Genomic DNA, 25671 nt, shown 5'->3' on the forward strand with positions numbered 1-25671 from the left:
TTACTCATACAGCATTTCAAAAGAAATAAGAGCCGAATATGCACCCGGCTGCATCTGTGCGGCGGTACGTACCGGTGAAACATAATAGGTCAGCGTCGATTGCCCTGACGGCAGCAGATCTGGATTACTCTTCTGATTTAAAGGCAAGATTTGCCCTGCCTTATCACTCAGTACTAAACCAATCCCTTGTGCGCCAGTCACTCTGGCAAAATCCGGCATCCACGGTACCGTTGGCGCAATAAAGCGAATTTTCACCGCCGGTTGCGTGCTACTCCACGCCGTTTGCCCGGTCTGAACATTTTCCAATGCACTGGCCACTTCAATACAATCTTGTAATTCAAGATGAAAAGCAGTTGGCCGTCCTTTATCACCGACTGCCTTTAGTTCCGACGTTTCAGTATTGCCCAACTCAATCGCTTGATACGCCGAGGTCATCGCTAAACGGCACGGACTTTCAGTCAGTGAACCCGACACATACAACGCACCGTTGGCACCATCGACCTGCCAGTTGTCCACAGGACGATACAAACGGGTGTTGTTATCTTCTGCCTGACTGCCCCATGAACAGACAAGTACGCTGCCAAACAACACAGAGGTGACAGCATGATTTAATAATTTGTGTGTCATCGGTTATTCCTTATCGTCATGATGCAGACAAAGCAAATGTAATGGTTTACGGTGTCGCAGGCTTATCGTTCGGCACCACGTGACATTGGCTACCTTGACATTGGAAGGTCAAGTTTGGACGCCCACCGTAATCATTGATGTAAGTCACGACCGGACGCTGTCCTAATGTATTGGCACTCACTCCTAACGCACTTTCACCAAATGGTGGCAGCATAATAGGTTTGAATTCTTTTTTATCTTTACTGTCCAACGCCTTCAGGCTGTCTGCCGCATTAATCACGGTCACGTAATACGGCGTTGGATTTTTGACCATTACCGTATCTCCTTGCTTTTGCAGGGTTAATTTCTCTTGCCATGGTGCGCCCATTTTTGCCGGTACAATCGCTTTCGGGCGATAGAACATTTTCACCCGTGTTTGTAAGGCAATCTGTAACGTGTTTGGCTTATCACTTTTTGGTGGTATTTCACGCAAGTTAAAGTAAAACAAGCTCTCGCGATCTTGTGGCAAGGTGCTAATCGCTGGCAGGGCTTCGATTTTCACTTGGCTAGATTTGCCGGGCTCCACACGCTGCACTGGCGGCAATACCACCAATGGCGAAGTAATTTTGTTGCCCTCGGCATCATCAATCCATGCCTGTGCCAAATACGGTAATTGTTTATTGTTATTAGAAATGTTGAGTGACATCGATTTTTGGTCACCGTTGAAAATCACCCGAGTACGGTCAAGACCAATCGCTGCGTGTGCTATGCTGCTTAAACACATCACACCCATCACACCCGCGATAAAAGCGTATTTTTTATTCAGTTTCATGCTGTTATAACCTTTTTAATGTCATCTCGGAGACACCATCGCGTCACCGCAAATTCTGTTCATGCCGTGCTAACGTGTGTTATCGCTGCGCTAACTGCTTTGCTACTAGCGGAGTACACTGCAACAACAGCGATGGATTGTTGATATCGATACTCTCAGGGAAAGCCACTTGGCACCCGTCATCGTCTCCCCACTGGATGGTCATTAGGGAGTTTGGCTCAATACCGCTGATATACGCACTGCCGCTGTCTCCTACGATGCCGGTGCTTTGGCCTTTTGTATTGAATATTTGCGCCCCAAACGGAGGGGAACTGCCATCCGGTAAACGCAACACCGTCATCGCTTTTTGCCCTGCCACAACCGCAAATTCACGGTAACCCACCGCCCCTTCGGTTAAGGTCACTTGCACCACTGATTGTTGGGCATCCACATCATCTGGCAGCGCGTTTAAGTCAATTTGAGCTTTACTGCGGTAATAACTGTTCATGTCACCAACCACTGCTTTACCAAATAGATTGGTGGTCACCGGTGCCCCAAATCCTTTGACGGGGACATTGGCAATGCCATCAGTGTCCACCAGTAGGCGAGTTCCACCAGGGACACTCATGCGGTGTGCACCACCGCCTTCTGCCGTCAGCGTAATCCCACCCGTTGCCGATAACCCAAACGCGGTATATTGATTATTGGCGTAACTCGCATTGCCCGAGACACGCGCCGTATCACCTTGGTGAGTTATATACGCTGTTCCACTCGCCCCTTTACGGTTTGAGCCGACCCCTAGCTGATAATTGGTGCGTGCATCAATACGGTCATGGTAAGTCACCCGATTAACCGTGTCATAGCGGCTGCTATTTAAGGAATACCCCATATTGGCGCCATTACTCAGCGGGAACGAGGTCGATAAATAAACACTGTCATCGGTCACCCCGTTATACATACTGCGGTTGGCCGACAAGTTAACGCTGACATTTTTAATCGCCCCGACATCAAAATATTTGGATAACGTCAGGCTGTAGTAGTTGTTTTCCGGTCGATCCCAATAGGTTTGATGGTTGTAGTTCAAATACAACGACATGCCGATATCGCGGAAGTTTTTGCTCAGTGAAATGGTGTACAGCTCTTTGCTGCCGCCATAACGAATGCCTGTTTTCGTTGCCTGTAAGAAGTCTGACATACTCATAAAGTCTCGCTCGGAGAAGCGATAACCCGCAAATTGGATTTGGCTGTCAATGGCATCAAAACGTTTTGCGTAACTGACACGATAAGAACCGCCGTTAATGGTGTTTTCACCGGCTAAGCGAGCGAACGATTGAGTGATATCAAACGACAGGGCACCAAATGCCAGTAAGTCACGACCGATACCCGCTGAAATCGCTTGGTAGTTTTTGCTGCCAATCAAACCACTGAACAGCGACCAACCGTTATTCACCCCCCACGACAACTCACCCGTAATAAAGTTGTCACCTTCTTTATGGCGGTCAACGCTATTTGGCTGACCCATCGCCAACTTATATTGGATCTGCCCTGGGCGAGTTAAGTAAGGCAAGTTGGCGGTATCAAGTTGATACTCTTGCACCGTGCCATCTTGCTCTTCAATCTTGACATCTAACGTCCCGCTGATCGCATCGCTCAAGTTTTGAATACGAAACGGGCCCGGTGCCACTTGTTCGGTATAAATCACACGCCCTTGCTGGCTTATCGTCACCGTCGCATTGGATTGTGCGATCCCCGTTACTTCCGGTGCGTAGCCGCGTAAATTCGGCGGCAACATGTTCAAATCCGAGCGCAAACTGGCGCCAATAAAACGGAACGAATCAAACATATTTGAGTTCAGGTAATCTTCACCCAAAATCAGTTTGGCTCCGAGAGCTGGTAGCGCACGAAAGGCGTAAAATCGATTCCATTGCAGATCACGATTGACCGCTTGCGTCGAGCCAGTGGCGTGATTTAAACGTCCCTGCCAGTCCGCACGAAAACGCCATGCACCTAAGTTTACCCCCGCCACCCCGTTACCGTTTAAGGTGTAGGTATTATGACCTTTGTTGTGCGGGCGATAAGTGTTACCGTTAATGTTGTAATCCAACAAAATCGCAGCTATCCCTTCATCCCAACGCGATGGCGGATCCCAATTAGGGGCCGTATACTCCATGTAAGCTTGTGGAATACTCACGTACAATGAAGAGGTTGAGAGATCGCCACGTACCTGTATACCCGGCAAACTATCCAAATTTAAACATTGGTTATTGTGCCACCAAGTCCGCTTTTTCAGGCTCTCTTCCGTCAGCCCGAGTTGCTCCGTTATCTCAGGTGACAAACACGGCACACTGCCTTGCGGATCATTGTCGGGCACATAAAAAGGAATTTTGACTTCCGGCAAGGCATCATCATTGACTTTTAACGCCAAGCTGTAGGTTCCCGGCATCACGTAGCCCGCACGGGAAAAGTGGTCAAGGTTGATATTTTTTTTGTCTTCCACATCCAATACATCAGTATTGAATTGGATAGTCTCTGTCGACACCGATGCAAAGGCTTCGCCGTGACCACCCAAGGCAAACGCAATGGACAGCGACAGCAGTGCAAGGCGAAAAGGAGTGGCCTTTGGTAAAGACATAAAAAATATCCCTCGTGAACAATCACAATAAAAAGAAGTGCCAATAAAATCGCTGCCAGCGGTTTAGTAATAATCGACTTTAAAGCGGATCAAACTTTGGTAAGGCCCAGCTCTCAATGGCCGAGAATCCGAGACCAAGCGTAATTGATAAGCCAGCCGCATACTCGGTGGCACAATATCGTGCTCTGGGGACGCTTCACCCGGTATCACTTGACGCAACTGTGCGTCTTGCATCAATAACCCCACACCCCGCGCCTCACCAAACACTTGAAATAACCCATTATCTGCCGGCGCATCAAAAGTCATGCGCAGTGCGCGCCACGTTTGCGTTGGGTCACTGTGTTTGACTAAATTGCAGTTCACCAACTGAATTTCAAAATCTTGTTTGGGACCTTGGCCTTCTTGGCGGATCGTGCCAATCGGCAACACCCCCATATCAATGATCTGATCACGGGATTCCATGGCAATTGTGCAGGCTGCATCGGTAATTTCACCGTTCATGGTCACCGTACCTGCACCTTGCCCAGCTGCGTGCGCCAAAGGTGAGGTAAAACTCGTCGCGAGGAGTAACGCACTCCATCCGAATACTGCTTGACGCCCCATGGTTTTACCCTCCTTTGAATGACACGCTAGTGTTCTAATTACTCGTAGCTCATGGTGAAGTTAGCCAGTGCAGTGAATTCACCTGGAACGATAGTTTCGCCATCACCTTTCAAATAAGCAGAGAACAGCAGCGAGTTGTCACCATTTTGAATCTTTAGGTCAGTTCCCGCAGAGCCATCTAATTTCACAGGTACGCCACCTAAACCGGCAATTTGAACACCTGCGCCAGATGCTTGACCTTGAATAGCCAGTGAATCCGCCAAGTTAGGGTTCACACCGCCCGTAAAGGTAACGGTTGCCGTATTGTCTTTTAGAGTAGTTGTATCGCAGTCAACCAGCTCGATAGTGAATGGCACTGGACGAGAAGTACCACCATCCTCTAACTGTGCAGATGCTACTTGACCTAGGTTAACCGTTTGGTCAGTTGACTCCGGTGCAATACCACAAGCAGCTTCGATGATAGAGCCATAGAAAGTCACAGTACCTTGACCTGCACTGACTGGAGCAGCCATAGCTGATGCGCTCATTGCGCCAGAAATCAGAGTTGCTAAAAGAATCTTTTTCATATTGGTTACGCCTTTACGATGAATACTAAAAAGAGCAAGCCATTAATAAGCTCGCTTGGTTAAATAATTAATGGTATTTATTTTTAATAAATAAAAACAAATAGAATACTTTCTGAAAACAGAAAGTATTTTCTTTATTCTCAGTTAAATTTAAAACTTTAAATAACTCAACATTCTTCAGTGAAATATTAATCGACTACGTTAGTATTAGCCGACTAAATTATTCATCTTTGCTGACAGAGCATTCTCACCTTTATAGTAAGGAGCTGGAGGCAAAAATAAATTAATATAATGAGAACTGACATTCTTTTCCATATCATTAATATTAAGATAAACCGAACTGAAGAAATTACTTAAACTACAATCTAACTCATGTAAAATAACAAAGAGAGTATCAACATTAATATTACAGACCCCTCTTTCATACCGAGATATTTGCTGCTGAGAGACATTTAATTTTTCAGCCAACTGTTTACCCGTTAACCCTCGCTTCTTCCTTAAACGAAATATCTCTTTTCCTACCGCAGTCATAAAAATACTTTTTGACACTTCTTGTTCCACTATCATATTAGGCTCCCAATTCCTGATACAACTAACTTCATTTATTAAAGCCCGCTTGTACGAAAATGTTTATTGCCTCGCTCTGTTGCAAATAAATTTACTTTACCTGCCACATAAAATCAAACAAGCCAATATCTATCAAGCAGTTATTGATATAAGCTAAATATCCAAATAACGAGTAATCAGAGCACAAAAAATCACATTCCCCTGATACATTCAACATTCTTATTAAGAAGGTACAAATTAGCCCAGAGTTTTATTTTAAGTAAATCTCAAAAAGACTGTTAAATAGATAAATAATTCTAAAATTTACACTTTTTCAGATATTAAGTGATAACACCTAGGAATGATAATGTGAAAAAATTTTATTTAGATGTTCAAAACAAAACAAATCAAATAAAATCAATTAGTTATATTTGCACCTGTTTTTTATACCCCCTTCTTTTTTGGATATTATATTTTGTAATATCTGTAATATGATTTTAATAACACTAATTATTCAACATTAAATGAGATAGAAAACTTATTTTTATTGAATATTTATTTTTCATTTATATTCTGATAGAATCCTTCTTAATTATTAAAAATTATCATTAATACCTAATCCACTTTGGAAAAGTCATCATTAAATGAAAGTGGCTTACTTATTTTCGAGATCTTATTATGAATAAAATCATTCACTATACTGCTTATTTGTCGATAACCTCATCAAGCTTTATCTTTTCACATTCTCTGTCAGCGAATGGAAATCAACTTTCTGGGTTATTAAAGTTCGCTAATGAGTATGAAGAAAAAAACGCTTGAAAAGCATTAAGAAGAACCAACCTTATGATGATAAAGAAAGTCGAATTCAATTACCTCAACTAAAATTGAAGATACTCATCCAGAAAGTTCAAGCATTAAGTATTAATGAGAGACAATATAAAATACAGATTCAACAACAAGAGAAAGAGCTATTACAAGCTAAGCTGAATAAAATTAATAATGAGCTATTAATTTTATTGAACAAGAAAAACCACAGTCTCAAATAGAAGACTCTCTAAATAAATCCAAAAATGACAATCTCAATTTGAGAAATAATATAAAATTATTAAGTCAAAGACTCGAATAATCAGAAAAAGCACAAAAAATAGCAATCGAACAAGCGCTATCTCTCAAACAACCCATAGCGGTTGAAAAATTAAAAGGCAGTGAAGCTTTAAAACAAGCTTATGCTGCCGGTATTGCTATTGGCCAAGATGCAATGACTATCCATAAAGAGAATCAATCTTTTGGTCAAGATATGGATAAAAAAGCATATTTAGCCGGTATTACTGATGCTATTGAGGGTCGCTCTTTACTTTCACCAACCGAATTACAGACAGCATTAATTGCCTCTAATTCAGCAGTCACAAAAAATCGTGATTCTAAAAAAGAAGAACAAGCTAAACTGGCAAAAAACTTTTTATCTAATTGGTCAAAACAAAAAGGCGTTGTTTCTGACCCGCTAGGCTATTCCTATAAAATTAACTATGTAGGGCAAGGTAATGCTTATGCACAATATAATTTAGGGTGGCTAATGCAAAAAGGTGAAGTAGAAAATGCTTCACCCTATGCCGCACGCTACTATTTTGAGCTGGCTTGTAAGGGGGGTTTAGAAAAAGCTTGTTTAGAATTGGAAAGGCAAAGCTCTACCCATTTTTAGAATCTATAGCCGTGAGTTTAAATGGGCTCACGGTCTCCCTCTTTCTACATTGATTCCGTTTACTTCTTATACCTACTCCGTATATCACCATAAAATCCTAATATTCGTTCTTTAGAATGATAGTCACTATCCGTAATTTCACACTAAAATCGACCATGATTTAACCTTTATTTAACAAATATTATAAAATAATATTCATTATTGACCGAGGTGCTAATATGAGCGAATCGCTGCACACACAAGATGTCAATGCTCCACCTTCTACCGTTGTTCTAAAATCCTCATTAAGCTTATTGCTTGCGATTATTATTTTTTCCGCTATTGCACCCGGTATTCTAATGACGGCTCCCGCTGTTGCAGCACAACTGGGCTTACAATGGCATTTATCTGCTGACAAAATCGGTTATTTATTTTCAGCAGAGCTAGGTGCAATGAGCTTTGCCACTATTCCCGCATGGTATTGGATCAACCGCATTAGCTGGCAAAAAATAGCGATTATCTCCGCAATCATTTTTATTATTGGTAACTTAATTTCTGCATTCGCAACCACCTACACCGTTTTACTGATTATTCGTTTTATTGCATCATTTGCAGGTGGAACGCTGATGATCTTATGCATATCAAGCGCTGGCAAAACAGAAAACCCAAGCCGAATGTATGCTTTTTGGGTACTTGGACAACTCGCATTAGGGACTATAGGACTGCTTGTTTTACCACCTTTATTTGAACTATACGGGCTACGTATTGTTTACTTTATACTTGCGGCTTGTATGCTCCTTTCTTTTCCTCTTATTCGTGCATTTCCCAATGTCATAATGAGCGAAGAGCAACATCAATCATCACCCGTCAATTTAAAAAGTACATTCGCGAATAAAGCGATCGCCATTTTAGCCGTATTGATTTTTTATATTTTTTTGAGCCAAGTTTGGACCTTTATAGGCGTGTTTGGTCAGAACAGCGGATTAAATGCTGAAGAAAATGGCCAAGTTTTGGCAATTGCGACGATTTTGGGCATGATTGGAGCAATTATTGCGGCTGTTATTTCTACCCGCTTTAAAACCAGCAAATTAGTTTTGCTAGGATATGCACTATTAGTGATAAGCGTTCTTCTATTAATTGCCTCACCGACTGTAGTACGATTTGTCATAGCCGCGCTATTGTTTAAATTCACGTGGACATTTGTACTCCCATTTATTATGGGGGCGGTATCTCAACTAGATACCAGCGGTAGGTTAATGAACAACATGAATTTAGTCATTGGTGGAGGGATGGCGATTGGGCCTGCTATTGGTGGATATATAATAGCGAACTCGACAAACATGATGCCATTTATCAGTTTTGCTATCTTATGTATTCTATGTTCATTGGTTTTAGCTGCTTATTTTATGGTGCGCTCAAAGCCATAACATTTAAATAAATGACATAAGGACTTAGGTATTAGCCTCCTAAATATCAAAGTCCTTAATAATAAAGAATAAAATACCAAATTAGATATTCAATAGATCGAGAACACGGCTATTCTCTGATGACTCTATATAATATCAATCTCACAAAACCACGAATGCGGCTAGTCAGGAGATAGACGAATATTCAGTTTTATCAGCCGTATAAAGTACTTTAATAACTTTTTGATAAATCATACTTCAGCTGAGAATATCAGGTTATTTTAATAGGTTATACCTATTAAAATATTTCGTTTTCCTAAATGTAACTCAGTATTATATGATGCTAGATACCGTTTACTTAAAGAAAATAAATGACATTATTTCCCTTAAGTCCTCATCAGATTAATGACCGATAGATAGACCATCAAGATAACAGATTTTAATGCACAAAGATTTTCACTAAAAAAAAACCATTTCTACAACACAAATATACAGTAACCAAAAGTTAATAAATAATTGTGATTGTAGAAATAGCAATATAGACAAAAAATTAAACTTAAGAATATAGTATCGCTATTAAAGCTAAACCTGGGAGGAACAAGCTATTTATACAGCGAGTATAATCTAAATTTAACCAACATATTTAAATCGTCGTTACACCTAATTCGTGTTCAATATTATTCTAGCACTTTCAAAATTTCAATACTGAAAAGGTGCCTAATTCAATATATAAATTTAAAAAACACATCAAACAAAAAATCAAAAGCCAATAAAATCAACGCATTAAACAAAATATAATAATAAAAAAAGCAATAAAAGCAGGCCTTAACGCAAATAAAAAAGTGCCATTTAAGACTAATCCCAACAAAATAGATAAAAAAACAGTAGAAAAACCCAATAAAAACTCAACCCGCAAAATTTACAGCATTAAAATTATAAAAAAACATAATAAAAAATTAAAGAAAGCCAGAGAACAATAAAAATACAGATTTAAAACCCAAAACACAATTTTTTTTAGATTACTGGTGATTTTTTATAGAACCATTTATCAAAAATAAACAGCAAAATTAAATCTAACTTATATTGTTTATAAGTTAGATTTGATGTTTGAATTGGCTCTAAAGTTAAAAAATTGATTTTTAAGAAAAGGAAATGGATAGCTATAGAAGCTACGAGAATAAAAATGATAATCTCAATATTATTTTTTATATAACGATAAAATGATTACTCTGGCAAGTACAGTCGCTTAGTCCATATAACAAACCATGCATTTAACTAATATTATCCCTTACTCAAATACCAATAGCTAAAAGTGCCACTAGCAAAACACAATTTAGGAACTGAGAGCCTATTATTTGGCTTTTAGATGATAGTTTAATCAAATTTCTTTTCTCATGGTTAGGCAACAATAAAATAGCCAGAATTTAATGGAGGTATAGAGATCCCCCATTAATGCACACTGTATTGACTGAGATTCCTAGCCATTGAATCAGTCGCTAGGAATACTACACCTTAACAAAATTGCTGAAATTTGAAGTATGACGAGCATATACTAAAATCAAACACTATGATTAGGGCTGTTTCTGTATTGTTTGCTACCTAATATATAACCGAAATAAATAACCATAAATCCAACGACAACACTCAATATTAAATATACGACGCCAGTCCATACATATTGAGGATATTTTATTATCTCTACTGCACCGTACACAAAACTAGAAAATGTAGACAGCCCTCCCATCACGCCTGTGGCAAAAAAAGCATTCATTGATTGGCCAATGCGTTTACTGGTGAGTAGCCCTGCAACAATACCCAATAAAAACGAAGCACTAATATTGGCGATAAAGATATCTAAAGGGAACTGGTCTGCCATTTTCGGTACAGAAATCATTAATAGCTCGCGAAAAATTGCGCCAATAGCACCACCGATAAAAACTAAGATTGCAATATTCATATTCTTATCCTTTAGTTAATCAACCATGCGCCAAAAAACGCAGCAATCAGACCCGCAATAATTGACAGTAATAAATAAAGCAACGCTAACATTTTTTGTTTAGTTTGTGTCAGCTTTAACGCATCAAGCTGCATACTACTAAATGTTGTATAACCGCCTAATAGGCCAGTTAATATGGCTGATTGTAAGAATGAGCCATAACGGTCATCCCAATCTAACAAAAAATAACTGCTTAAAAAACCGATTATAAAAGCACCTGACACATTAATAATGAAGGTCGATAAAGGAAACTTACCGTGGTATTTTTCACCGACTAAACGCCCAATCCACCAGCGTAATAATGAACCGATTCCACCACCAGCACCGACTAACGCTATATCAAAAGCAACCATATTGAGTGCCCCAATTTATTTAATTTAAAATATCATTGTCATACTTCAAGTAGAGGATATTTCCCAAACTGACGTACATACCTTTTCTAATAACATTTTATTATGACTAAAAATAATCATTGCTAATGGCCTTTCTTGTGATAATTCAATCAGAAATTGCCAAATATCTTTTTGCAAATGCGCATCAAGCTGCGCGGTTATTTCATCGGCGATTAATACTTTAGTGCGGGGATCAAGTGCTCTTAATAGCGCAATACGTGCAAGTTCTCCGCCCGAAAGCTCACTCGGGCGCCTTTCTAACCATTCTGCTTTAATTGACAAACGTTCAAGATATTCCGCGACTGGTTCCCATGCATCATTGACACTCGAGCCAACCGTTCGGTATGGATTAAAACTTTTCTCTGGATGTTGAGGTACCAACTGTATTGGACAATAACCTGTTGCCGGTAATGGCTTACCTTCAAATAAAACTGAACCATTAGAGGGCGCTTGCCATTGCGCTAATACTCGACCTAACGTGGTTTTACCAAAACCACTTGGTGCAGAAAATCCTAAGCGCTCATTATTATGTAAGCAAAAAGAAAGGTCGCTCCATAGTGTATTCCCTCCCTGAGTGATACGTATATTTTTTACTTCTAACATCCCCCCTCCTCCTTACACTCAAAAGTAATCATTATTAGCTAAATAAGATCCGACCCGCTGCAATCGACATACAGATTAATGCAATAATACCGCCTGACTTTGTAAACTCTAAAAATGAAATTTTAATACCATGTTGGGCTGATTGATCGACAGCAATAATGCCTGCAAGGCTACCAAAAACAAAAATGTTACTTGAAAAACAGGCTCCAAAAATGAGTGCTGCACCGAGTGGGTCGGCATTACCATCTGGGGAGACGAATTGAATTAACAGCATCACAGTCGGTGTTGTACCAATAAAGATACTCATAATACTTGAGACCAAAAATAGCGTAATAGGGCTACTCAGGTCGATGCCTTTATTTAATAAATAATGCAAAATATCCTGCGGGACGCCGGTCTTAGCAAATGCGGCATTAATAATGAACAGCCCCATTATTAGCAGCAACAAGTCACCATTGACATGTTTTAGCATATCACTAGAGGCGATTTTCCTATTTAATAATAAAAAACAAGCCGCGGAGAGTGCAACTAACTCTCTAGGTAAGTCTGTAAACAAAAACGCAATAATCACAATGGCAATTACAATGGCTGCTTTGCCCGTTTCCCATTGATTAAATGGGATCACCGTATGTGTTTTAGGAGGTAACGCAGCTTTTTGGCTTTCAGGTAAATACCAATTTTTATGATAAAGTAAGCTAATGACACACCAAACGACAGGTAAAGAAAGCAATACAGGAATAGCGGTAATATGTAGCACTCCGATAAATGAAAGGTCTAAGCCTTGGGCGACTATCATATTTTTAGGACTACCAATCAATGAACCTGCCGCCCCATTGTTTGCTGCGAAACAAAAACCCAATAAAAATGGAATTGGGTTCAGTCCTCTTGCTAATGTGATTGAAATTAATAATGGCGTCATTGCCACAACCACCACATCATTAGTCAGTATCGACGCTAGCACAGCACCAACAATAATAAAGACAAGTAACAACTTTGGTGGACTAATTTTGAGGATAGCCATTTCATTCGCGACTTTATGATAAAAGCCAGAAACGGTGAATGAAGCCGATACCACCATCAACCCAAATAGTAATCCAACAGCTTGATAATCAATCGCATCCCAAGAAGCTCGCGGAGTAATAAAACCAAAACCAATCATTGCCAAGGCGCCTGCAACAGCCGCCCCCGTACGGTCAATTTTTATTCCTGGAAACGTGCCAAAAGCCATCGCGATATAAACAAGCACGAAAATAATAATAATTGAATCCATATTTAGCTCACCATTTTTATTCTTGTATTATTTCATTTGAACTAAAATAAAATAATGAGCTGTCGTCACTTCACAGCTCATAGTCATCTCTCTACTCATCTTCTAAGTATCTAGAATATTGTTCGAGAAAATAATACTTTCAATTATTTGGCTATTAATATTCTCACCAAAAATCATTTTAATTAATACTTCACTGCCTAATGACGACAAAGAGATCAACAGATCCGCGTGCAGTAATTTCAGATTTTCGTAGTTATTATCATCATTGACGACCATAACACTTTTAATATTGGCACCAACGATCTCTTTAGCCGCCAGCATGGCAATCGTGTTTTCGGCATCTAAATCTCCAAGTATAAACAATGCCTTAGCATCAGCTAAATTCACTTGATTTAAACTTTTCTTATTGATTTGTGATGTCGTGATCACTGGAGCATTATCTGGATAATTGTTTTTGTGTTCTTCTTTACACAGCACCATGACATCTAAATCACGCTTTTTTAATCCATGATAGGTGTTTAACGCTAAAGGGCTAGCACCGATAATGACATAATGATCTTTCATACGGAATAATCTCTTTTTGACAATCTCTTGTGTGCTCTTTGCAAACACGCCTAAAAAATAAACAATAGAAGTGGTAAAAATTGTAATACCTAATATCACAATAGAAATGGTAAATAATCTTGCCTCTACACTAATAGGAACAATATCCCCGAATCCTACCGTTGTCATACAAACCAGTGCAAAATAAAATGCAGAGGAGATATCGGTTATATGAGGTTGGAATTGGTCACCAAGATACAATGACCCAAATACGGAATATCCCAGTAAAGCAATCAAACTGACAAATGCAACAAAGCCAGCACCTGATAAGCTATGACGGTGAAATATTTTCCAATTTGCAATCAATGCAATTAATATCAGCAATGAGAGAGTTCCCGTTAATACATTTTCTCTTGCTAATAGCAAGTTAATGAGAACAAGAACAAACAGCATAAAGCAACTAAATACCCATCCTATTCTGATACCTAAATAAATAGGTAATGCCAAAATAATCAATACAACCCCGATAGCAAACCGAGGGATATCGAGCAGTTTAATAAAACCTAAGGATTGCAACCAATCAACAAAATTATGGTGTTGTGAGGATAAATTAATATTATATGATGATAAAATAGGGAGTATTATCAATAGCCCATCAAGCAAGATCAATAAAGCTAATGTTGTCCTTATTATCGTCATATTTTGAATGTATTTATAAATTGCATTCTTTTTCATATTGATATGACCTAAAATTATATTCTAATTATGACTGCCTATGCTCAGGCATAATATCTTGGTTCGGTACTAAAAATAGCCATGACGCTAATACGAAAGGCATCGTTAATGTCGGTATGCCAAATGGCTCCAAAATAATGTCTAATGCACCTTGAACAAAAACAGTAAAAATAACGCCAACGATGGCATAGGCTAATACTCGATAACTCGGCTTATTAAATGTTGAACCTAAAGCAATTGCCGTTAAAACGGCACTAAATGAATATAATCCAGTATGGATGCTAACAAAATCGCCTTTCAATAATATTGCAACAATAAATGCTAATAACGAACCAACAATGGCAAACACCGCCGCCCATATTGAGCTCACAGCAAGTCCAATAACAAAAATAATACCGACAATCACACTACTCAGTAAAAAGACTTCAGAAACGCCACGGAAAATATCAGCAACAATATCACTATGTGGAATACTACCAATTGGTTCAATAAATTGTTGAGGAAGTGCTGGTGCTGGTAAAGCAACACCTTTTATGCCTAAAAAACTATAACTTGCTAATAAGATAGTCCAAGAAACCAATACAAAAGGCGCAGTTAATGCCGCAACTTTCCAGTTTTTCAAGAAATCCATTAATGATATGGTCGCGATCACCGAAACAATACTACCTAAAACAATCGATAACCAAACAAAGGGAGTATTTTCTAAAAAGGTGGGTAAAGCCACCCCGACTAAACAACCATTATAACCATATAGCCCTGAGCGCAATGAGGCTGTATCCAGCTTGCTAATATAAGCGGTTAGCGTTGATACAACCGTACCAAGTAAACAACCAAAAGCCACTGCGGGCATACTTTCTAAAAATGCCCCGATAAAAATTGCGATAAAAAATAGCAGCCCAGTTAATGGGTTATTTTGAAACATCACTTGAGCACAGCCACGAAGTGTGACATCAATAAACTGTACTGTTATATTTTTATCAGCAAGCTGATTCCAAGCATTTTTATTTATTGTTGAAGTGTTCATCGTAATGTCCCTTCTAGTCCTTGGCATAGGGATAATTAAGATCGTTAATCAACGATCCTAATTATCATTATTTGACGAGTTATCTTTGTAACTTAATAAGCTTGTGGGTTTAACGCCATAAAAAAGGCTCTTGTAATGTTATTCCCAATATTTCTTCACGTGCTATTTGCCAGAAATATCTCACAGCCTCTTTCACTTTTGGAGTATCAACACCCAATGCTTTAAAAATTAAACCACAATCATTCGGTAATTGAGTCGCCCCAAATGCAATATTGTTCTCTGTATCATAAATAGCTTCTAGGCGCTCTAAAATACGACTATGGTGAATTTTTGGCGTTAGCAAAATAACATTACCGAACGTATCAAACTTATTCATCACCGCAGTAGTCATTAATTGTTCTTTTTTAGGCTCTAAAATATATTTCTCAACAAACAACTCTTTATTTGATGAAGACTCAGCTCTGATATGCGAAGAAAAAATATCAAAACCAAATTGCTCATCTTGGTGATGATATTTACGCCCCGACATCAATATTTCAGAATATATCATTGTCGCACTCGGATGAATATTAATCCGAGTATCAGTAATAAAACGTGAATTACGATGAGGTATAATGGGATCAGGTAAATACTCTAAATAACCATCTTCTTCAACGATAATATTTTGGAATTGTGTTGCATAATTTGCTTCCATCATATGCACTTTCGTTGCAGATTGTGTGGTTACATGAGCACATGCCCCCTTTTCAACAATGATATCTAGCGCTTGGCGGTCACCCTGCAATAGGCACCCTGACGTAGAAATCATGGTGACACAAGGTAGCTGTGGCATCATTTCATCCCAATAGAGTGCTTTTTGCACCAAAGATGGAACACGACGTTCCATCTCTACGAGCTCGCTGCGATATTCGCCTTGTGCGAATCTTAGCTTGAGATAACCACTTTTACCCACCGCACCACTTTGCATTTGTTTAGGCTCATCTTGATAGATGGCAAGTTCAGGTGCATTGTTACCGAGTGTATGTGCTTGAACACGTGATGGTGTATTTGCGATATCTGCCCTGAATTGAGTCATATTTAGCCCCTTGATGATTGATGGGTAAATAAGAATTTATCCATAATCATATCAACCAGTTCAACAACACCTTCTCCAGTTTTACAGTTAGTCATCACATACGGGCGATTACCACGAACCACCTTCGTGTCGTGCTCCATCACTTCAAGGCTCGCGCCAACGTAGGGGGCTAAGTCAATTTTGTTAATCACTAAAATATCAGCCTGTACTAAACCAGGACCATTTTTACGGGGAATTTTTTCGCCTTCAGCCACATCGATAACATAGATATAAAAGTCAGCCAATGCTGGACTAAAGGTCAATGTTAGGTTGTCACCACCACTTTCAATCATGATCACATCGCTATCAGGAAAACGCTCTTCCATATCTTCTACTGCGGCAATGTTCATACTTGGATCTTCACGAACCGCAGTATGTGGACATGCTCCGGTCTCGACACCTAAAATTTTCTCTTCGTCTAAAATTCCTTTTAAAGTACGTTTAACTTGTTTCGCATCTTCAGTGGTCACAATGTCATTAGTGATAATTAACGGTTTAACACCACGCTCAATGAGGATCGGAGTAATTACTTCAATAATTGCTGTTTTTCCTGAACCTACTGGTCCACCGATACCAATCCGAGTCATTTTTTTCATCATTATTCCTCAAAAATTTTTTAGTTAATCATCAGTTCATAAACAAGCGAACAAACGATTTTGTATGTACCGCTGCCAGCACATCAATCACTGGCACATACGAGGCCATTTGTTGAATATCGCCACATGCTGCAATGTCACAAAAAATGTCGATATCTTCATTCAATTCAAACAGAATATGTTGTGTTTCATAATGCGTAATACGCATCAAGCGCATCGCCGCACTCAAAATAGTCATGGCAATACCATATTGATGCATGACCACCACATCTCTTTCTGTTATCCCTTGAACCGCCATTACAATGGCTTGTGTCACTGGCTGAGTTCCTGGCGCTGTGCCGTTTTTTATTTGTTCTAGCCACCAAGCAACCTGCTGGTTTTCAAATATATGTACTGATATCTCAGCGAGTTTCTTTCCCATACGGGTAGTCATTATTCTCGCTTCTTCATTTAATTTACGATTGTGTACAGCCCAATCGATATTAATTAATGCCTCATTATCTTGTGCGATAACAGCTCTATGGGCAGCAACTACCGCAATACCATCAGAGCTTGCCGCGACATTGAGTGATGTACGGACAAATGACTTTAGCGTTTCTTTATCGTGCACAACGCCTTTTTGTATTGCCGCCTCTACGCCATTCGAAAAGGTAAATGCACCGATAGGTAGCGCTGAGTCACCAAACTGCATTATCCTAATTAAATCAGATGCCTTCATACCATAATCCTTACCGGCAATGACCATTAATGCTTATGTGTATGGCTATGCCCATGATGGTGATGGTCGTGATCGTGGTCATGATCGTGGTCATGTGAGTGACTATGTGCATGCTCATGGATTTGACCAATTGCAACATGCACATGCGTATCAGTATCTTCTGCGCCACCGAATAATAAACGTGCTTCTGAATGAGTCAGTTTTGGTAAAATAGACTCACCTTTTACAAAGGCAAAGGTATCTGGAGAAAAACCATGGGTACGCATGACCGATTCCATGACTTTTTCACTTACGGTTAATGGCACATAAACTTGATTATCTTTTAAAACTGCTTTCCAGTGCTGGTTTCCTAACGCATGCCCCAGTTCAAAACTGACACGAATTTGCTCTTCAGCGCTGAGCGTTTGCAGACGCTGCAAATTAACCATCATCACGTCACGCAAAGAAATTTGCACAATAACCATCGTATTGGCAGCTTCATCAAATAAAATTACATCGCCATCAGAAAGCAAAACATTACGATCTAATGCTATACCGAGATCTAGGCCTTTTTCTGTATGTTTACGACAACGACTCTTCTGTGCTTCACGTTGGTCAAGTATCAAAACATCTAGCTGCGCTTTTTGACTTTTTTCTTGCCAAACTGGATCCTTTTTTACATTTCCAAGAATTTGTTCAATGATGATCATCGCATTACCTATTACGTTAATTCTGCCTGCTTAAAGCAGGCAGAAAGTAAAACAATCAAATTACGGGACGTGTCGCAGTATTAACCAAAGAAATAACGTTGGTTCATCGCTGCTTCACTAATCGGTTGGCAAGTAGCATGTTCGCCATTTACTTTTACAGCAAAAGTTTCAGGATCAACTTCAATGTTCGGAGTTTCACCATTACGAACTAAATCACGCTTACCAATCGCACGGCAGTTGTTAACCGCAACAACTTGGCGCTCTAAACCTGCTTTTTCTTTAACACCATCATCTAATGCCGCTTGGGAAACAAATGTGACACATGTGTCATTAACTGTTTTACCCATAGCACCGAACATTGGACGATAGAATACTGGCTGTGGTGTCGGCAGTGATGCATTTGGATCCCCCATTGCCGCCCAGTTAATCAGGCCACCTTTAATAACCAGTTTTGGTTTAGCACCAAACATTTTTGGATCCCACAACACCAAGTCAGCCATTTTGCCAACCTCGATTGAACCTAAGATGTGACTCACACCCTGAGCAATCGCTGGGTTAATGGTGATTTTTGCAACGTAACGTAGAACGCGGAAGTTATCATTACCCGGTGCATCTTCAGGCAGTTTGCCACGTGAAGCTTTCATGGCATTAGCAGTTTGAATGATTCTTAACCAGTTCTCTCCAACACGACCCATCGCTTGTGAGTCACTCGAGAACATCGAAATTGCGCCCATATCATGCAATACGTTTTCCGCTGCGATAGTTTCAGGACGAACACGGCTTTCAGCAAAAGAAACGTCTGATGGAATATTGGGGTTTAAGTTGTGGCAAACCATGATCATATCAAACAATTCTGATTGGCTATTAACACCAAAAGGAAGTGTTGGGTTAGTTGAACTTGGCAACACATTGGGCTGGCTAACAACTTTAATAATATCTGGTGCGTGACCGCCACCCGCCCCCTCAGTGTGATAGGTGTGGATAGTACGGCCTTCGAAAGCTTCGATCGTATCTTCTACATAACCACCTTCGTTCAGGCTGTCTGTATGCACAGAAATTTGCACATCAAACTCATCCGCGATACGCAGTGCGTGACGGATTGCGTTACCTGTTGCGCCCCAGTCTTCATGTACTTTTAAACCTGCTGCACCAGCAACCAATTGCTCTATTAATGGTTCTCGCGTATATGAGTTACCTTTACCCAAAATACCGACGTTGATTGGTAAGCCTTCAATGGCACGCAACATCGCACGCATGTTCCATGGACCCGCAGTTACTGTGGTACCGTTAGTGCCATCAGTGGGTCCAATCCCCCCACCAAAGAAAGTCGTCACACCATTTGATAACGCCGCATAAGCCTGCTGAGGTGAAATTAAATGAATATGGGTATCGATACCTGCGGCAGTTAAAATTAAGTGTTCACCTGAGATAGCATCCGTTGCGACACCCACGACCATTCCTGGGGTGATATTGTCTTGAACATTTGGGTTACCACTTTTACCAACCCCAACAATTTTACCGTTTTTAATCCCTACATCAGCTTTGATCACACCTAAACGTGCATCCACAATCGTGACGTTGGTAATAACGAGATCAAGAACGCCGTTATCACTGGTAAAGGTATTATTTGCCCCCATACCATCACGTAAAGATTTACCTCCACCATAGACAGACTCTTCGCCATATCCACGCAAATCTTTCTCGATTTCAATATACAGATCTGTATCACCTAAACGAATTTTATCGCCGACTGTTGGGCCAAATAGGCCGCTATATTCTTGTCTAGAAATTTGTGGCATTTTATTTACCTTTAAAGTTAATAAGGTACATAGTTATTTATCGTTATCGATAAACAACACAATTACTGTTCTTTATGTTTGTAACCGCGAGCGATCGCTTCATTTAATGCAATCGCTTTTGCTGGACGTTCTGTTGTTGCGACGTTATTACCTGCCCAACCATCAACGAGGTTATTAAATCCATAAACAGTTTGTTTTCCACCGAAAGGGATAAGTGATACTTCAATTTCATCGCCTGGCTCAAAACGTATTGCAGTCGTAGAAGCAATATTTAAACGCTTACCATAAGCCGCAGAACGATCAAATTCTAATGCGTGGTTAACTTCAAAAAAATGAAAGTGAGAACCTATTTGTATCGGCCGGTCACCTGTATTTCGCACTTTTATTTTAGTTTCAGGTTTGCCTACATTAAATTCAATTGGGGTATCCGCTAAAATAACCCCACCTAAAGGTGTAGGTGCTTTTGTATCTGTTTTCGCGTTGCTCATATGTTCACCTCGTCATTAGCTTATTTTATCGGATTATGAACAGTCACCAGACGTGTGCCATCAGTAAAAATAGCTTCAACCTGTACGTTTGGAATTAAATCCCACACACCATCCATAACATCTTTTTTAGTTAAGACAGATGCGGCTTCTTTCATCACATCTTCAACGGTTTTACCATCGCGTGCACCTTCTAAAGCCGTAACCGTAATAATGGCAACCGCTTCTGGATAATTTAATTTCACACCACGATCACGACGTTTTTGTGCAACGTCTGCGAGTGTATAAACCATCAATTTTTCAATTTCCCTTGGGGTTAATTGCATAACGCCTCCTCGATTGATAAAAGTTTGTATTTATCAATACAGATAAATATTTATTAAACGCGTTAAATAGCCATACTAAAAATAATTCGAGATGTAGGTTAGCGACAATCGAAAATAGGCGTGGACATAGATAAACGATATAGTCCGGCTCGCTGAGCGTAGTCACTCCCACTGAAACTTAAAGCATGACAAATATAAACAATCCGTTGCGATATGACTCCTTGTAAAAACAAATAACAAGTTCGCTGTATTTAAAAAACATTCATATTAAAAGCATCTTATTTTATTAAAAAGATAATCATTAAATGATTAGTCAAAATAAGTTTGTTAATATTATTAATGATTTTAGATTAAAAAATTTGGCATCCTATTTAATTAAGCGCAAAATAGTTATTGTTTAAACTTCATAAATTGATGCTCAGGTAAAGAGTTCCATAACGATTGAAGCCATTTACCCCCTCCGCCATTTTGTAATTTTTCACTCGTTAATACTTCTTCCAGTGACCCATTGCGTAAAAGTGCAATACGATCAGCGAAACGAACAGCCATCGCAAGATCGTGCGTTACCCACAAAATACCTTTCCCATCTCTACACAATGACTTGATATGTTCCAATAGTTGGATGGCATGTTCATCATCCAGCCAAGAAGAAATCTCATCGGCTAAGATATATTCGGCACGTGATAATGTAGCACTACAGGCTAGAACACGTTTTGCCATTCCACCTGATAATTGACTTGGATAATTATTCACCACACTTGATTGCAAGTTATATTGCTGCAAATGCTGAGCCACATCATGCATTTTGATATGTTGCCCACTGAGCACGGCAGCCCTTTCTAGTTGAGGGCCGATCCGAATTAAAGGATTTAAAGCACTCACCCCTTGTGGTATATAACATAAAGAGTTACCACGATACTGCTGCTTAGTTTTTTCCGTTAGCTTATTACCATTTAACACGATATTGCCATGACAGCGCATATTGTCAGGTAATAGGCCTAAGCCACTTTGTAATAATAGGCTTTTGCCTTCACCACTGCCGCCCACTAGCGCAACCATCTCTCCAGGGCGGACATCCAATGAGATATCGTTCAACAATGGCTGCCAACGTTTCTTTCCTAGCCAACGAAACTGTGCCACATCTACGGTTAAATGATCAAAACTTAACATCATGCTCCCCTTAACCATAAGTTCTGGACAGATTTAGCAAACTGGTCAAATAACAATACCAATCCTACTAATGCAAGCCCCGGAAACATCGCTAACCACCAAGCACCTGTACTTAAATAACGCAGCGCATCCGATAATAAGATCCCTAACGATGGCTCATGTGGTGACAAGCCAAAACCCAGAAAACTCAATGCAGCGCTATGTAAAATAGCATGTGGAAACATCAATAATGTTCCAACCATCCACTGCGGTAAAATCATTGGCAGATAATCATATCGGCAACGGTATAGCGCACTGTTACCAATGCGACGCGATAACATGATGTAATCTGCTTGCTGCACTCGCAATAACTCAGAACGTAAGATAAGCGTTAATTTTGGCCAGTGAGTTAATGCAACCGCCCAAATAACGCCCGCCTTCCCTCCCCCGAGGGTAAAGCAGATTAAGATCAGCAAAAGCAAATGAGGCAGTGCTAATAATGAATCGATGATACCACGTACGATGTAATCCATTGTTTTGCTAAATGACGATAAACCCGCCATCACGACTGCGATTAAACCACTCGATATCGCTGCCGTCGTACCAATCTGTAAACTAGTCGCTAAACCTTGAAATACCCTATCCCATAAATCACGCCCCAAATTATCAGTACCGAATAAATGAACTAATGACGGTGCTTGACGACGATCTAACAGGTTTACTTCGATATCCGTTTGTGAAAGCCATATGGCATAAATCGCTAACACACATAAACAAACTAAAGAAATAACTAACTTCAGTAAAGCTCGGTTTGGGTTATAGGTCATGATCCTCTAATCACTCCCTGATTAATCTTTTTCAATAACAAATCTGAAAGGCTATTGCTGAAAAAGATCACTACTGCACACAGCATAACAATCCCCATCAGCAATGGAATATCTCCCCGTAGCCCTGCATCAATAGTCGCTTGCCCTAAACCGGGGTACGCAAATACCTTTTCAGCCAATAATGCACCACTGAGTAATTCCCCCACCGAAGCAAACTGTAAACACATCGCTGGTGTAATCGCATGTTTTAAAACATGAAAACTCACCATTGGCCACCCTTTATCACCCTGCGCTTTCGCATAGTGGATAAACTCACTATTCATCACTTCCGCCACTTTAGAACGAGTGTGTAAGGCGATATTTCCCACTCCCAGCAGCCCTAGAGCAATCACTGGTAGCACCAAATGATGGATTTTTTGTGACCATGTCGCTGTTTGTTCATCTAAGCCGATTGGCCACGCACAACAAATTGGTGCCCAATGCAACGAAACTGCAAATAATGACAGTAATAACAATCCTATCCAAAACACAGGGATAGAAGCTAATAAGTAGGATAATGTTGAAATCACCCTATCTGGCCAACGATTCAGGTAACGCCCCGCCACTAATCCTAAGACAAAACCTATAATCCCAGAAAATAACCACGCTGATATCAATAATGCTAATGAAGGCGCTAATCTATCAGCTATGACTTGTGATACTGGCGTGTTATAGAGCATAGAATAGCCCATATCACCTTGTAATAGCTGCGAAAACCAACGCCAGAACTGCATCCATAATGGCTGGTCAAGTCCCCAACGAGCAGCAATCAGTGGATACTGCTCAGGGGGAACATGCATTAAATCATTACCAATATAAGCTTTTATCGGATCAATAGGTGAATAGCTTAAGAGGATAAAAACCCCTATCGCTGTCACCAATAACAAACAAATAAATCGCAGTAAAAGCCCTACTGTTGTGCGCATTATTTACAGGTCCAAGCCCAATCATCAACGTTATTCAATACAGACCAAGAACCATGAATTTCAGGTGCGCCTTTACCTAATTCAACACAGTTATCTAATAAATAGATATGTTGAATATTCATCAACCATGCCCAAGCCGCATCCCCTTGGATACCCGTTCCTGTTTGGCCATTCCAGTCCACTTGCTGCCATAATGGAATCGCTGCGGTTTGGTCTGGTTGACGCAGTGCCTCTTCAATAACTTCATCGATGGCTGGATTTTTATAATACCCAGGGTTATAGAAGCCAACACCAGCAGCCTTACTGCTATAGTTATGAACAAGTTCCATTGGATCAAGGCTACCCCAACCAAATAATGTTGGGTTGGCATGCATGTAGCGTTCAACAGTTTCCCAACTTCCTGATTTCAGATCCATTTCAATACCGATAGGTTTCAAACTTGCTCTGACCGTTTGAGCTAAATCACGACGAGTCGTATCACCGCTGGCATACCATAGGGTCAGCTTGGCAACTTTACCGTCTTTTTCTCTCAGACCATCTTTATTTAATTTCCAACCCGCCTCTTCTAAAATAGCTTTCGCTTTTTCTACATCACCATCTTTAAACGATGATTTAGGGTTATTCCAAGGTAGCCCTTCAACCCCTGTATAAGCAGGGATAGCAAATCCTTCGAGTACTGTTTCAGCCAATAATTTACGGTCGATCACATAGTTAATCGCTTTTCGCACTGCTACATCGGAGGTGATATCGTTACCAATTGGATTACCTTGCGCATCTTTTTCACCTGCGGGAGGAATAGGGAAAGAGATCCCTCGATTCTCTACACTATGGCGTTCAACCAATTTCATATCTTTGACATTTTTAGCATTAGCTGCGATAGCAGCAGGAATACGCACGATATCAAGTTGACGACTCTGTGCCGCCGCAAAAGCGGAGTCCTCATCAAGGAATACGAAAACCATCTTATTAAAATCGTTTTTTGGCCCCGCATAGTATGGATTTTGTTCAACAATCAATTGCTGCCCAGGTTGAAACTCCACCAAACGATATGGACCCGCACCAATCGGATTATGTGCATATTTTTTAGCATCGTACTTATCAGCAGAAACAATACCTAATGAACCTAATACGTTAATAAAGGTACTTTGAGGCGATGATAATGTAATCTTAACGGTTAACGGATCAATCGCTTCAGCCTTAGCAAAATTCCCCATATCCACTTTACCGCCACTTGCAGCGGCATTGTTATAAGTGAAAACCACATCTTTTGCCGCTAATGGTGAACCATCAGAAAATTTTAAATCTTTCTTTAATTTTAGCGTCCAAATTTTACCATCATCAGAATGTTCATATTTATCAAGCATATAACTATGCCATGATAAATCTGCATTCTGTTTTAACAGCGGGCTATGAAGAAGCATATAGCTGCCATGGCTCCACCCTAACATAGGGTCAAAACCTTCTGTTGGCTCAGAACCAATCGCCAGACGTAAAGTATGTTGATCTTGTGGGATAGAATCGGCTAAAGCACCCATAGATAGCCCCATTAAGCATGCGGCTTGGATCGCTATTGCTAATTTCTTTTTCATCTT

25 protein-coding genes are annotated in these 25671 nt (G+C 40.0%); 2 read left to right on the forward strand and 23 right to left on the reverse strand.

Annotated elements, in window-relative coordinates; genetic code table 11:
• From M1F03_RS15355 to M1F03_RS15380, 6 genes are all read right to left on the reverse strand, one after another.
• Positions 1–627 (reverse strand): fimbrial protein, encoded by a 627-nt coding sequence (locus M1F03_RS15355; RefSeq protein WP_251464651.1) that lies wholly within the window; start codon positions 625–627, stop codon positions 1–3.
• 46 nt (positions 628–673) lie between these two features.
• Positions 674–1438: a fimbria/pilus periplasmic chaperone gene (locus M1F03_RS15360; protein WP_251464652.1), complete on the reverse strand. Its 765-nt coding sequence runs from the start codon at positions 1436–1438 to the stop codon at positions 674–676.
• A gap of 79 nt (positions 1439–1517) precedes the next feature.
• Positions 1518–4049 (reverse strand): outer membrane usher protein, encoded by a 2532-nt coding sequence (locus tag M1F03_RS15365; RefSeq protein WP_251464653.1) that lies wholly within the window; start codon positions 4047–4049, stop codon positions 1518–1520.
• Positions 4050–4112: 63 nt separating this feature from the next.
• Positions 4113–4652: a fimbrial protein gene (locus M1F03_RS15370; protein ID WP_081335911.1), complete on the reverse strand. Its 540-nt coding sequence runs from the start codon at positions 4650–4652 to the stop codon at positions 4113–4115.
• Between the two features lie 38 nt (positions 4653–4690).
• Positions 4691–5218, reverse strand: a complete 528-nt coding sequence (locus M1F03_RS15375) for a fimbrial protein (protein WP_251464655.1) — start codon at positions 5216–5218, stop codon at positions 4691–4693.
• Between the two features lie 207 nt (positions 5219–5425).
• Complete coding sequence (locus M1F03_RS15380; RefSeq protein WP_196713600.1) at positions 5426–5785, reverse strand: helix-turn-helix domain-containing protein; 360 nt, start codon at positions 5783–5785, stop codon at positions 5426–5428.
• Between the two features lie 1159 nt (positions 5786–6944).
• On the opposite strand from M1F03_RS15380, the gene M1F03_RS15385 reads away from it, so the two are divergent.
• Positions 6945–7463: an FKBP-type peptidyl-prolyl cis-trans isomerase N-terminal domain-containing protein gene (locus M1F03_RS15385; protein WP_272661165.1), complete on the forward strand. Its 519-nt coding sequence runs from the start codon at positions 6945–6947 to the stop codon at positions 7461–7463.
• 218 nt (positions 7464–7681) lie between these two features.
• Positions 7682–8869 (forward strand): MFS transporter, encoded by a 1188-nt coding sequence (locus tag M1F03_RS15390; RefSeq protein ID WP_251464657.1) that lies wholly within the window; start codon positions 7682–7684, stop codon positions 8867–8869.
• A 1537-nt stretch (positions 8870–10406) separates the two neighbouring features.
• Here the strand turns inward: M1F03_RS15390 and M1F03_RS15395 are convergent.
• From M1F03_RS15395 to M1F03_RS15475, 17 genes are all read right to left on the reverse strand, one after another.
• Positions 10407–10805, reverse strand: a complete 399-nt coding sequence (locus tag M1F03_RS15395; protein WP_196713603.1) for a CrcB family protein — start codon at positions 10803–10805, stop codon at positions 10407–10409.
• Between the two features lie 11 nt (positions 10806–10816).
• Complete coding sequence (gene crcB, locus M1F03_RS15400; RefSeq protein ID WP_154622752.1) at positions 10817–11197, reverse strand: fluoride efflux transporter CrcB; 381 nt, start codon at positions 11195–11197, stop codon at positions 10817–10819.
• A 45-nt stretch (positions 11198–11242) separates the two neighbouring features.
• Entirely contained in the window at positions 11243–11839 is a 597-nt protein-coding gene (locus M1F03_RS15405) for an ATP-binding cassette domain-containing protein (RefSeq protein ID WP_251464658.1), read from the reverse strand.
• Positions 11840–11873: 34 nt separating this feature from the next.
• On the reverse strand, positions 11874–13109 hold the full coding sequence (locus M1F03_RS15410) for an SLC13 family permease (protein WP_251464659.1): 1236 nt from the start codon (positions 13107–13109) through the stop codon (positions 11874–11876).
• A gap of 102 nt (positions 13110–13211) precedes the next feature.
• Positions 13212–14387 (reverse strand): ion channel, encoded by a 1176-nt coding sequence (locus M1F03_RS15415; protein ID WP_163862931.1) that lies wholly within the window; start codon positions 14385–14387, stop codon positions 13212–13214.
• 28 nt (positions 14388–14415) lie between these two features.
• Positions 14416–15411, reverse strand: coding sequence for an urea transporter (gene yut, locus M1F03_RS15420; RefSeq protein ID WP_163862933.1), 996 nt, complete (start codon positions 15409–15411; stop codon positions 14416–14418).
• A gap of 109 nt (positions 15412–15520) precedes the next feature.
• Positions 15521–16486 carry an urease accessory protein UreD gene (locus tag M1F03_RS15425; RefSeq protein WP_251464660.1) on the reverse strand — a complete coding sequence of 322 codons (966 nt, stop codon included), beginning with the start codon at positions 16484–16486 and terminating at the stop codon, positions 15521–15523.
• 2 nt (positions 16487–16488) lie between these two features.
• Positions 16489–17121 carry an urease accessory protein UreG gene (gene ureG, locus M1F03_RS15430; protein ID WP_053110480.1) on the reverse strand — a complete coding sequence of 211 codons (633 nt, stop codon included), beginning with the start codon at positions 17119–17121 and terminating at the stop codon, positions 16489–16491.
• A gap of 31 nt (positions 17122–17152) precedes the next feature.
• The gene (locus M1F03_RS15435; RefSeq protein ID WP_196713607.1) at positions 17153–17839 is read right to left on the reverse strand and encodes an urease accessory protein UreF; all 687 of its coding nucleotides are present in this window, start codon (positions 17837–17839) and stop codon (positions 17153–17155) included.
• A 26-nt stretch (positions 17840–17865) separates the two neighbouring features.
• Positions 17866–18528 (reverse strand): urease accessory protein UreE, encoded by a 663-nt coding sequence (gene ureE / locus M1F03_RS15440; protein WP_251464661.1) that lies wholly within the window; start codon positions 18526–18528, stop codon positions 17866–17868.
• Between the two features lie 80 nt (positions 18529–18608).
• Positions 18609–20327 carry an urease subunit alpha gene (locus M1F03_RS15445; protein ID WP_053110486.1) on the reverse strand — a complete coding sequence of 573 codons (1719 nt, stop codon included), beginning with the start codon at positions 20325–20327 and terminating at the stop codon, positions 18609–18611.
• A gap of 62 nt (positions 20328–20389) precedes the next feature.
• Positions 20390–20815, reverse strand: a complete 426-nt coding sequence (gene ureB, locus M1F03_RS15450) for an urease subunit beta (RefSeq protein ID WP_163862943.1) — start codon at positions 20813–20815, stop codon at positions 20390–20392.
• A 20-nt stretch (positions 20816–20835) separates the two neighbouring features.
• Positions 20836–21138: an urease subunit gamma gene (locus tag M1F03_RS15455; RefSeq protein ID WP_163862945.1), complete on the reverse strand. Its 303-nt coding sequence runs from the start codon at positions 21136–21138 to the stop codon at positions 20836–20838.
• 390 nt (positions 21139–21528) lie between these two features.
• Positions 21529–22308 carry an ATP-binding cassette domain-containing protein gene (locus M1F03_RS15460; protein ID WP_163862947.1) on the reverse strand — a complete coding sequence of 260 codons (780 nt, stop codon included), beginning with the start codon at positions 22306–22308 and terminating at the stop codon, positions 21529–21531.
• Complete coding sequence (locus M1F03_RS15465) at positions 22308–23114, reverse strand: ABC transporter permease (protein ID WP_163862949.1); 807 nt, start codon at positions 23112–23114, stop codon at positions 22308–22310. The genes M1F03_RS15460 and M1F03_RS15465 overlap by 1 nt, the downstream gene beginning before the upstream one ends.
• Positions 23111–24079, reverse strand: a complete 969-nt coding sequence (locus M1F03_RS15470) for an ABC transporter permease (protein WP_163862951.1) — start codon at positions 24077–24079, stop codon at positions 23111–23113. The genes M1F03_RS15465 and M1F03_RS15470 overlap by 4 nt, the downstream gene beginning before the upstream one ends.
• Complete coding sequence (locus M1F03_RS15475) at positions 24079–25626, reverse strand: ABC transporter substrate-binding protein (protein WP_251465240.1); 1548 nt, start codon at positions 25624–25626, stop codon at positions 24079–24081. The genes M1F03_RS15470 and M1F03_RS15475 overlap by 1 nt, the downstream gene beginning before the upstream one ends.
• Positions 25627–25671 lie beyond the last annotated feature (45 nt).

Source organism: Providencia sp. PROV080 (assembly GCF_033688105.1).
GTDB classification, from domain to species: Bacteria; Pseudomonadota; Gammaproteobacteria; order Enterobacterales; family Enterobacteriaceae; genus Providencia; species Providencia zhejiangensis.

Coding starts and splice junctions, on each gene's coding strand:
- M1F03_RS15355 (WP_251464651.1), bottom strand. CDS start 627: ATGACACACAAATTATTAAATCATGCTGTCACCTCTGTGTTGTTTGGC.
- M1F03_RS15360 (WP_251464652.1), bottom strand. CDS start 1,438: ATGAAACTGAATAAAAAATACGCTTTTATCGCGGGTGTGATGGGTGTG.
- M1F03_RS15365 (WP_251464653.1), bottom strand. CDS start 4,049: ATGTCTTTACCAAAGGCCACTCCTTTTCGCCTTGCACTGCTGTCGCTG.
- M1F03_RS15370 (WP_081335911.1), bottom strand. CDS start 4,652: ATGGGGCGTCAAGCAGTATTCGGATGGAGTGCGTTACTCCTCGCGACG.
- M1F03_RS15375 (WP_251464655.1), bottom strand. CDS start 5,218: ATGAAAAAGATTCTTTTAGCAACTCTGATTTCTGGCGCAATGAGCGCA.
- M1F03_RS15380 (WP_196713600.1), bottom strand. CDS start 5,785: ATGATAGTGGAACAAGAAGTGTCAAAAAGTATTTTTATGACTGCGGTA.
- M1F03_RS15390 (WP_251464657.1), top strand. CDS start 7,682: ATGAGCGAATCGCTGCACACACAAGATGTCAATGCTCCACCTTCTACC.
- M1F03_RS15395 (WP_196713603.1), bottom strand. CDS start 10,805: ATGAATATTGCAATCTTAGTTTTTATCGGTGGTGCTATTGGCGCAATT.
- crcB (WP_154622752.1), bottom strand. CDS start 11,197: ATGGTTGCTTTTGATATAGCGTTAGTCGGTGCTGGTGGTGGAATCGGT.
- M1F03_RS15405 (WP_251464658.1), bottom strand. CDS start 11,839: ATGTTAGAAGTAAAAAATATACGTATCACTCAGGGAGGGAATACACTA.
- M1F03_RS15410 (WP_251464659.1), bottom strand. CDS start 13,109: ATGGATTCAATTATTATTATTTTCGTGCTTGTTTATATCGCGATGGCT.
- M1F03_RS15415 (WP_163862931.1), bottom strand. CDS start 14,387: ATGAAAAAGAATGCAATTTATAAATACATTCAAAATATGACGATAATA.
- yut (WP_163862933.1), bottom strand. CDS start 15,411: ATGAACACTTCAACAATAAATAAAAATGCTTGGAATCAGCTTGCTGAT.
- M1F03_RS15425 (WP_251464660.1), bottom strand. CDS start 16,486: ATGACTCAATTCAGGGCAGATATCGCAAATACACCATCACGTGTTCAA.
- ureG (WP_053110480.1), bottom strand. CDS start 17,121: ATGAAAAAAATGACTCGGATTGGTATCGGTGGACCAGTAGGTTCAGGA.
- M1F03_RS15435 (WP_196713607.1), bottom strand. CDS start 17,839: ATGAAGGCATCTGATTTAATTAGGATAATGCAGTTTGGTGACTCAGCG.
- ureE (WP_251464661.1), bottom strand. CDS start 18,528: ATGATCATCATTGAACAAATTCTTGGAAATGTAAAAAAGGATCCAGTT.
- M1F03_RS15445 (WP_053110486.1), bottom strand. CDS start 20,327: ATGCCACAAATTTCTAGACAAGAATATAGCGGCCTATTTGGCCCAACA.
- ureB (WP_163862943.1), bottom strand. CDS start 20,815: ATGAGCAACGCGAAAACAGATACAAAAGCACCTACACCTTTAGGTGGG.
- M1F03_RS15455 (WP_163862945.1), bottom strand. CDS start 21,138: ATGCAATTAACCCCAAGGGAAATTGAAAAATTGATGGTTTATACACTC.
- M1F03_RS15460 (WP_163862947.1), bottom strand. CDS start 22,308: ATGTTAAGTTTTGATCATTTAACCGTAGATGTGGCACAGTTTCGTTGG.
- M1F03_RS15465 (WP_163862949.1), bottom strand. CDS start 23,114: ATGACCTATAACCCAAACCGAGCTTTACTGAAGTTAGTTATTTCTTTA.
- M1F03_RS15470 (WP_163862951.1), bottom strand. CDS start 24,079: ATGCGCACAACAGTAGGGCTTTTACTGCGATTTATTTGTTTGTTATTG.
- M1F03_RS15475 (WP_251465240.1), bottom strand. CDS start 25,626: ATGGGGCTATCTATGGGTGCTTTAGCCGATTCTATCCCACAAGATCAA.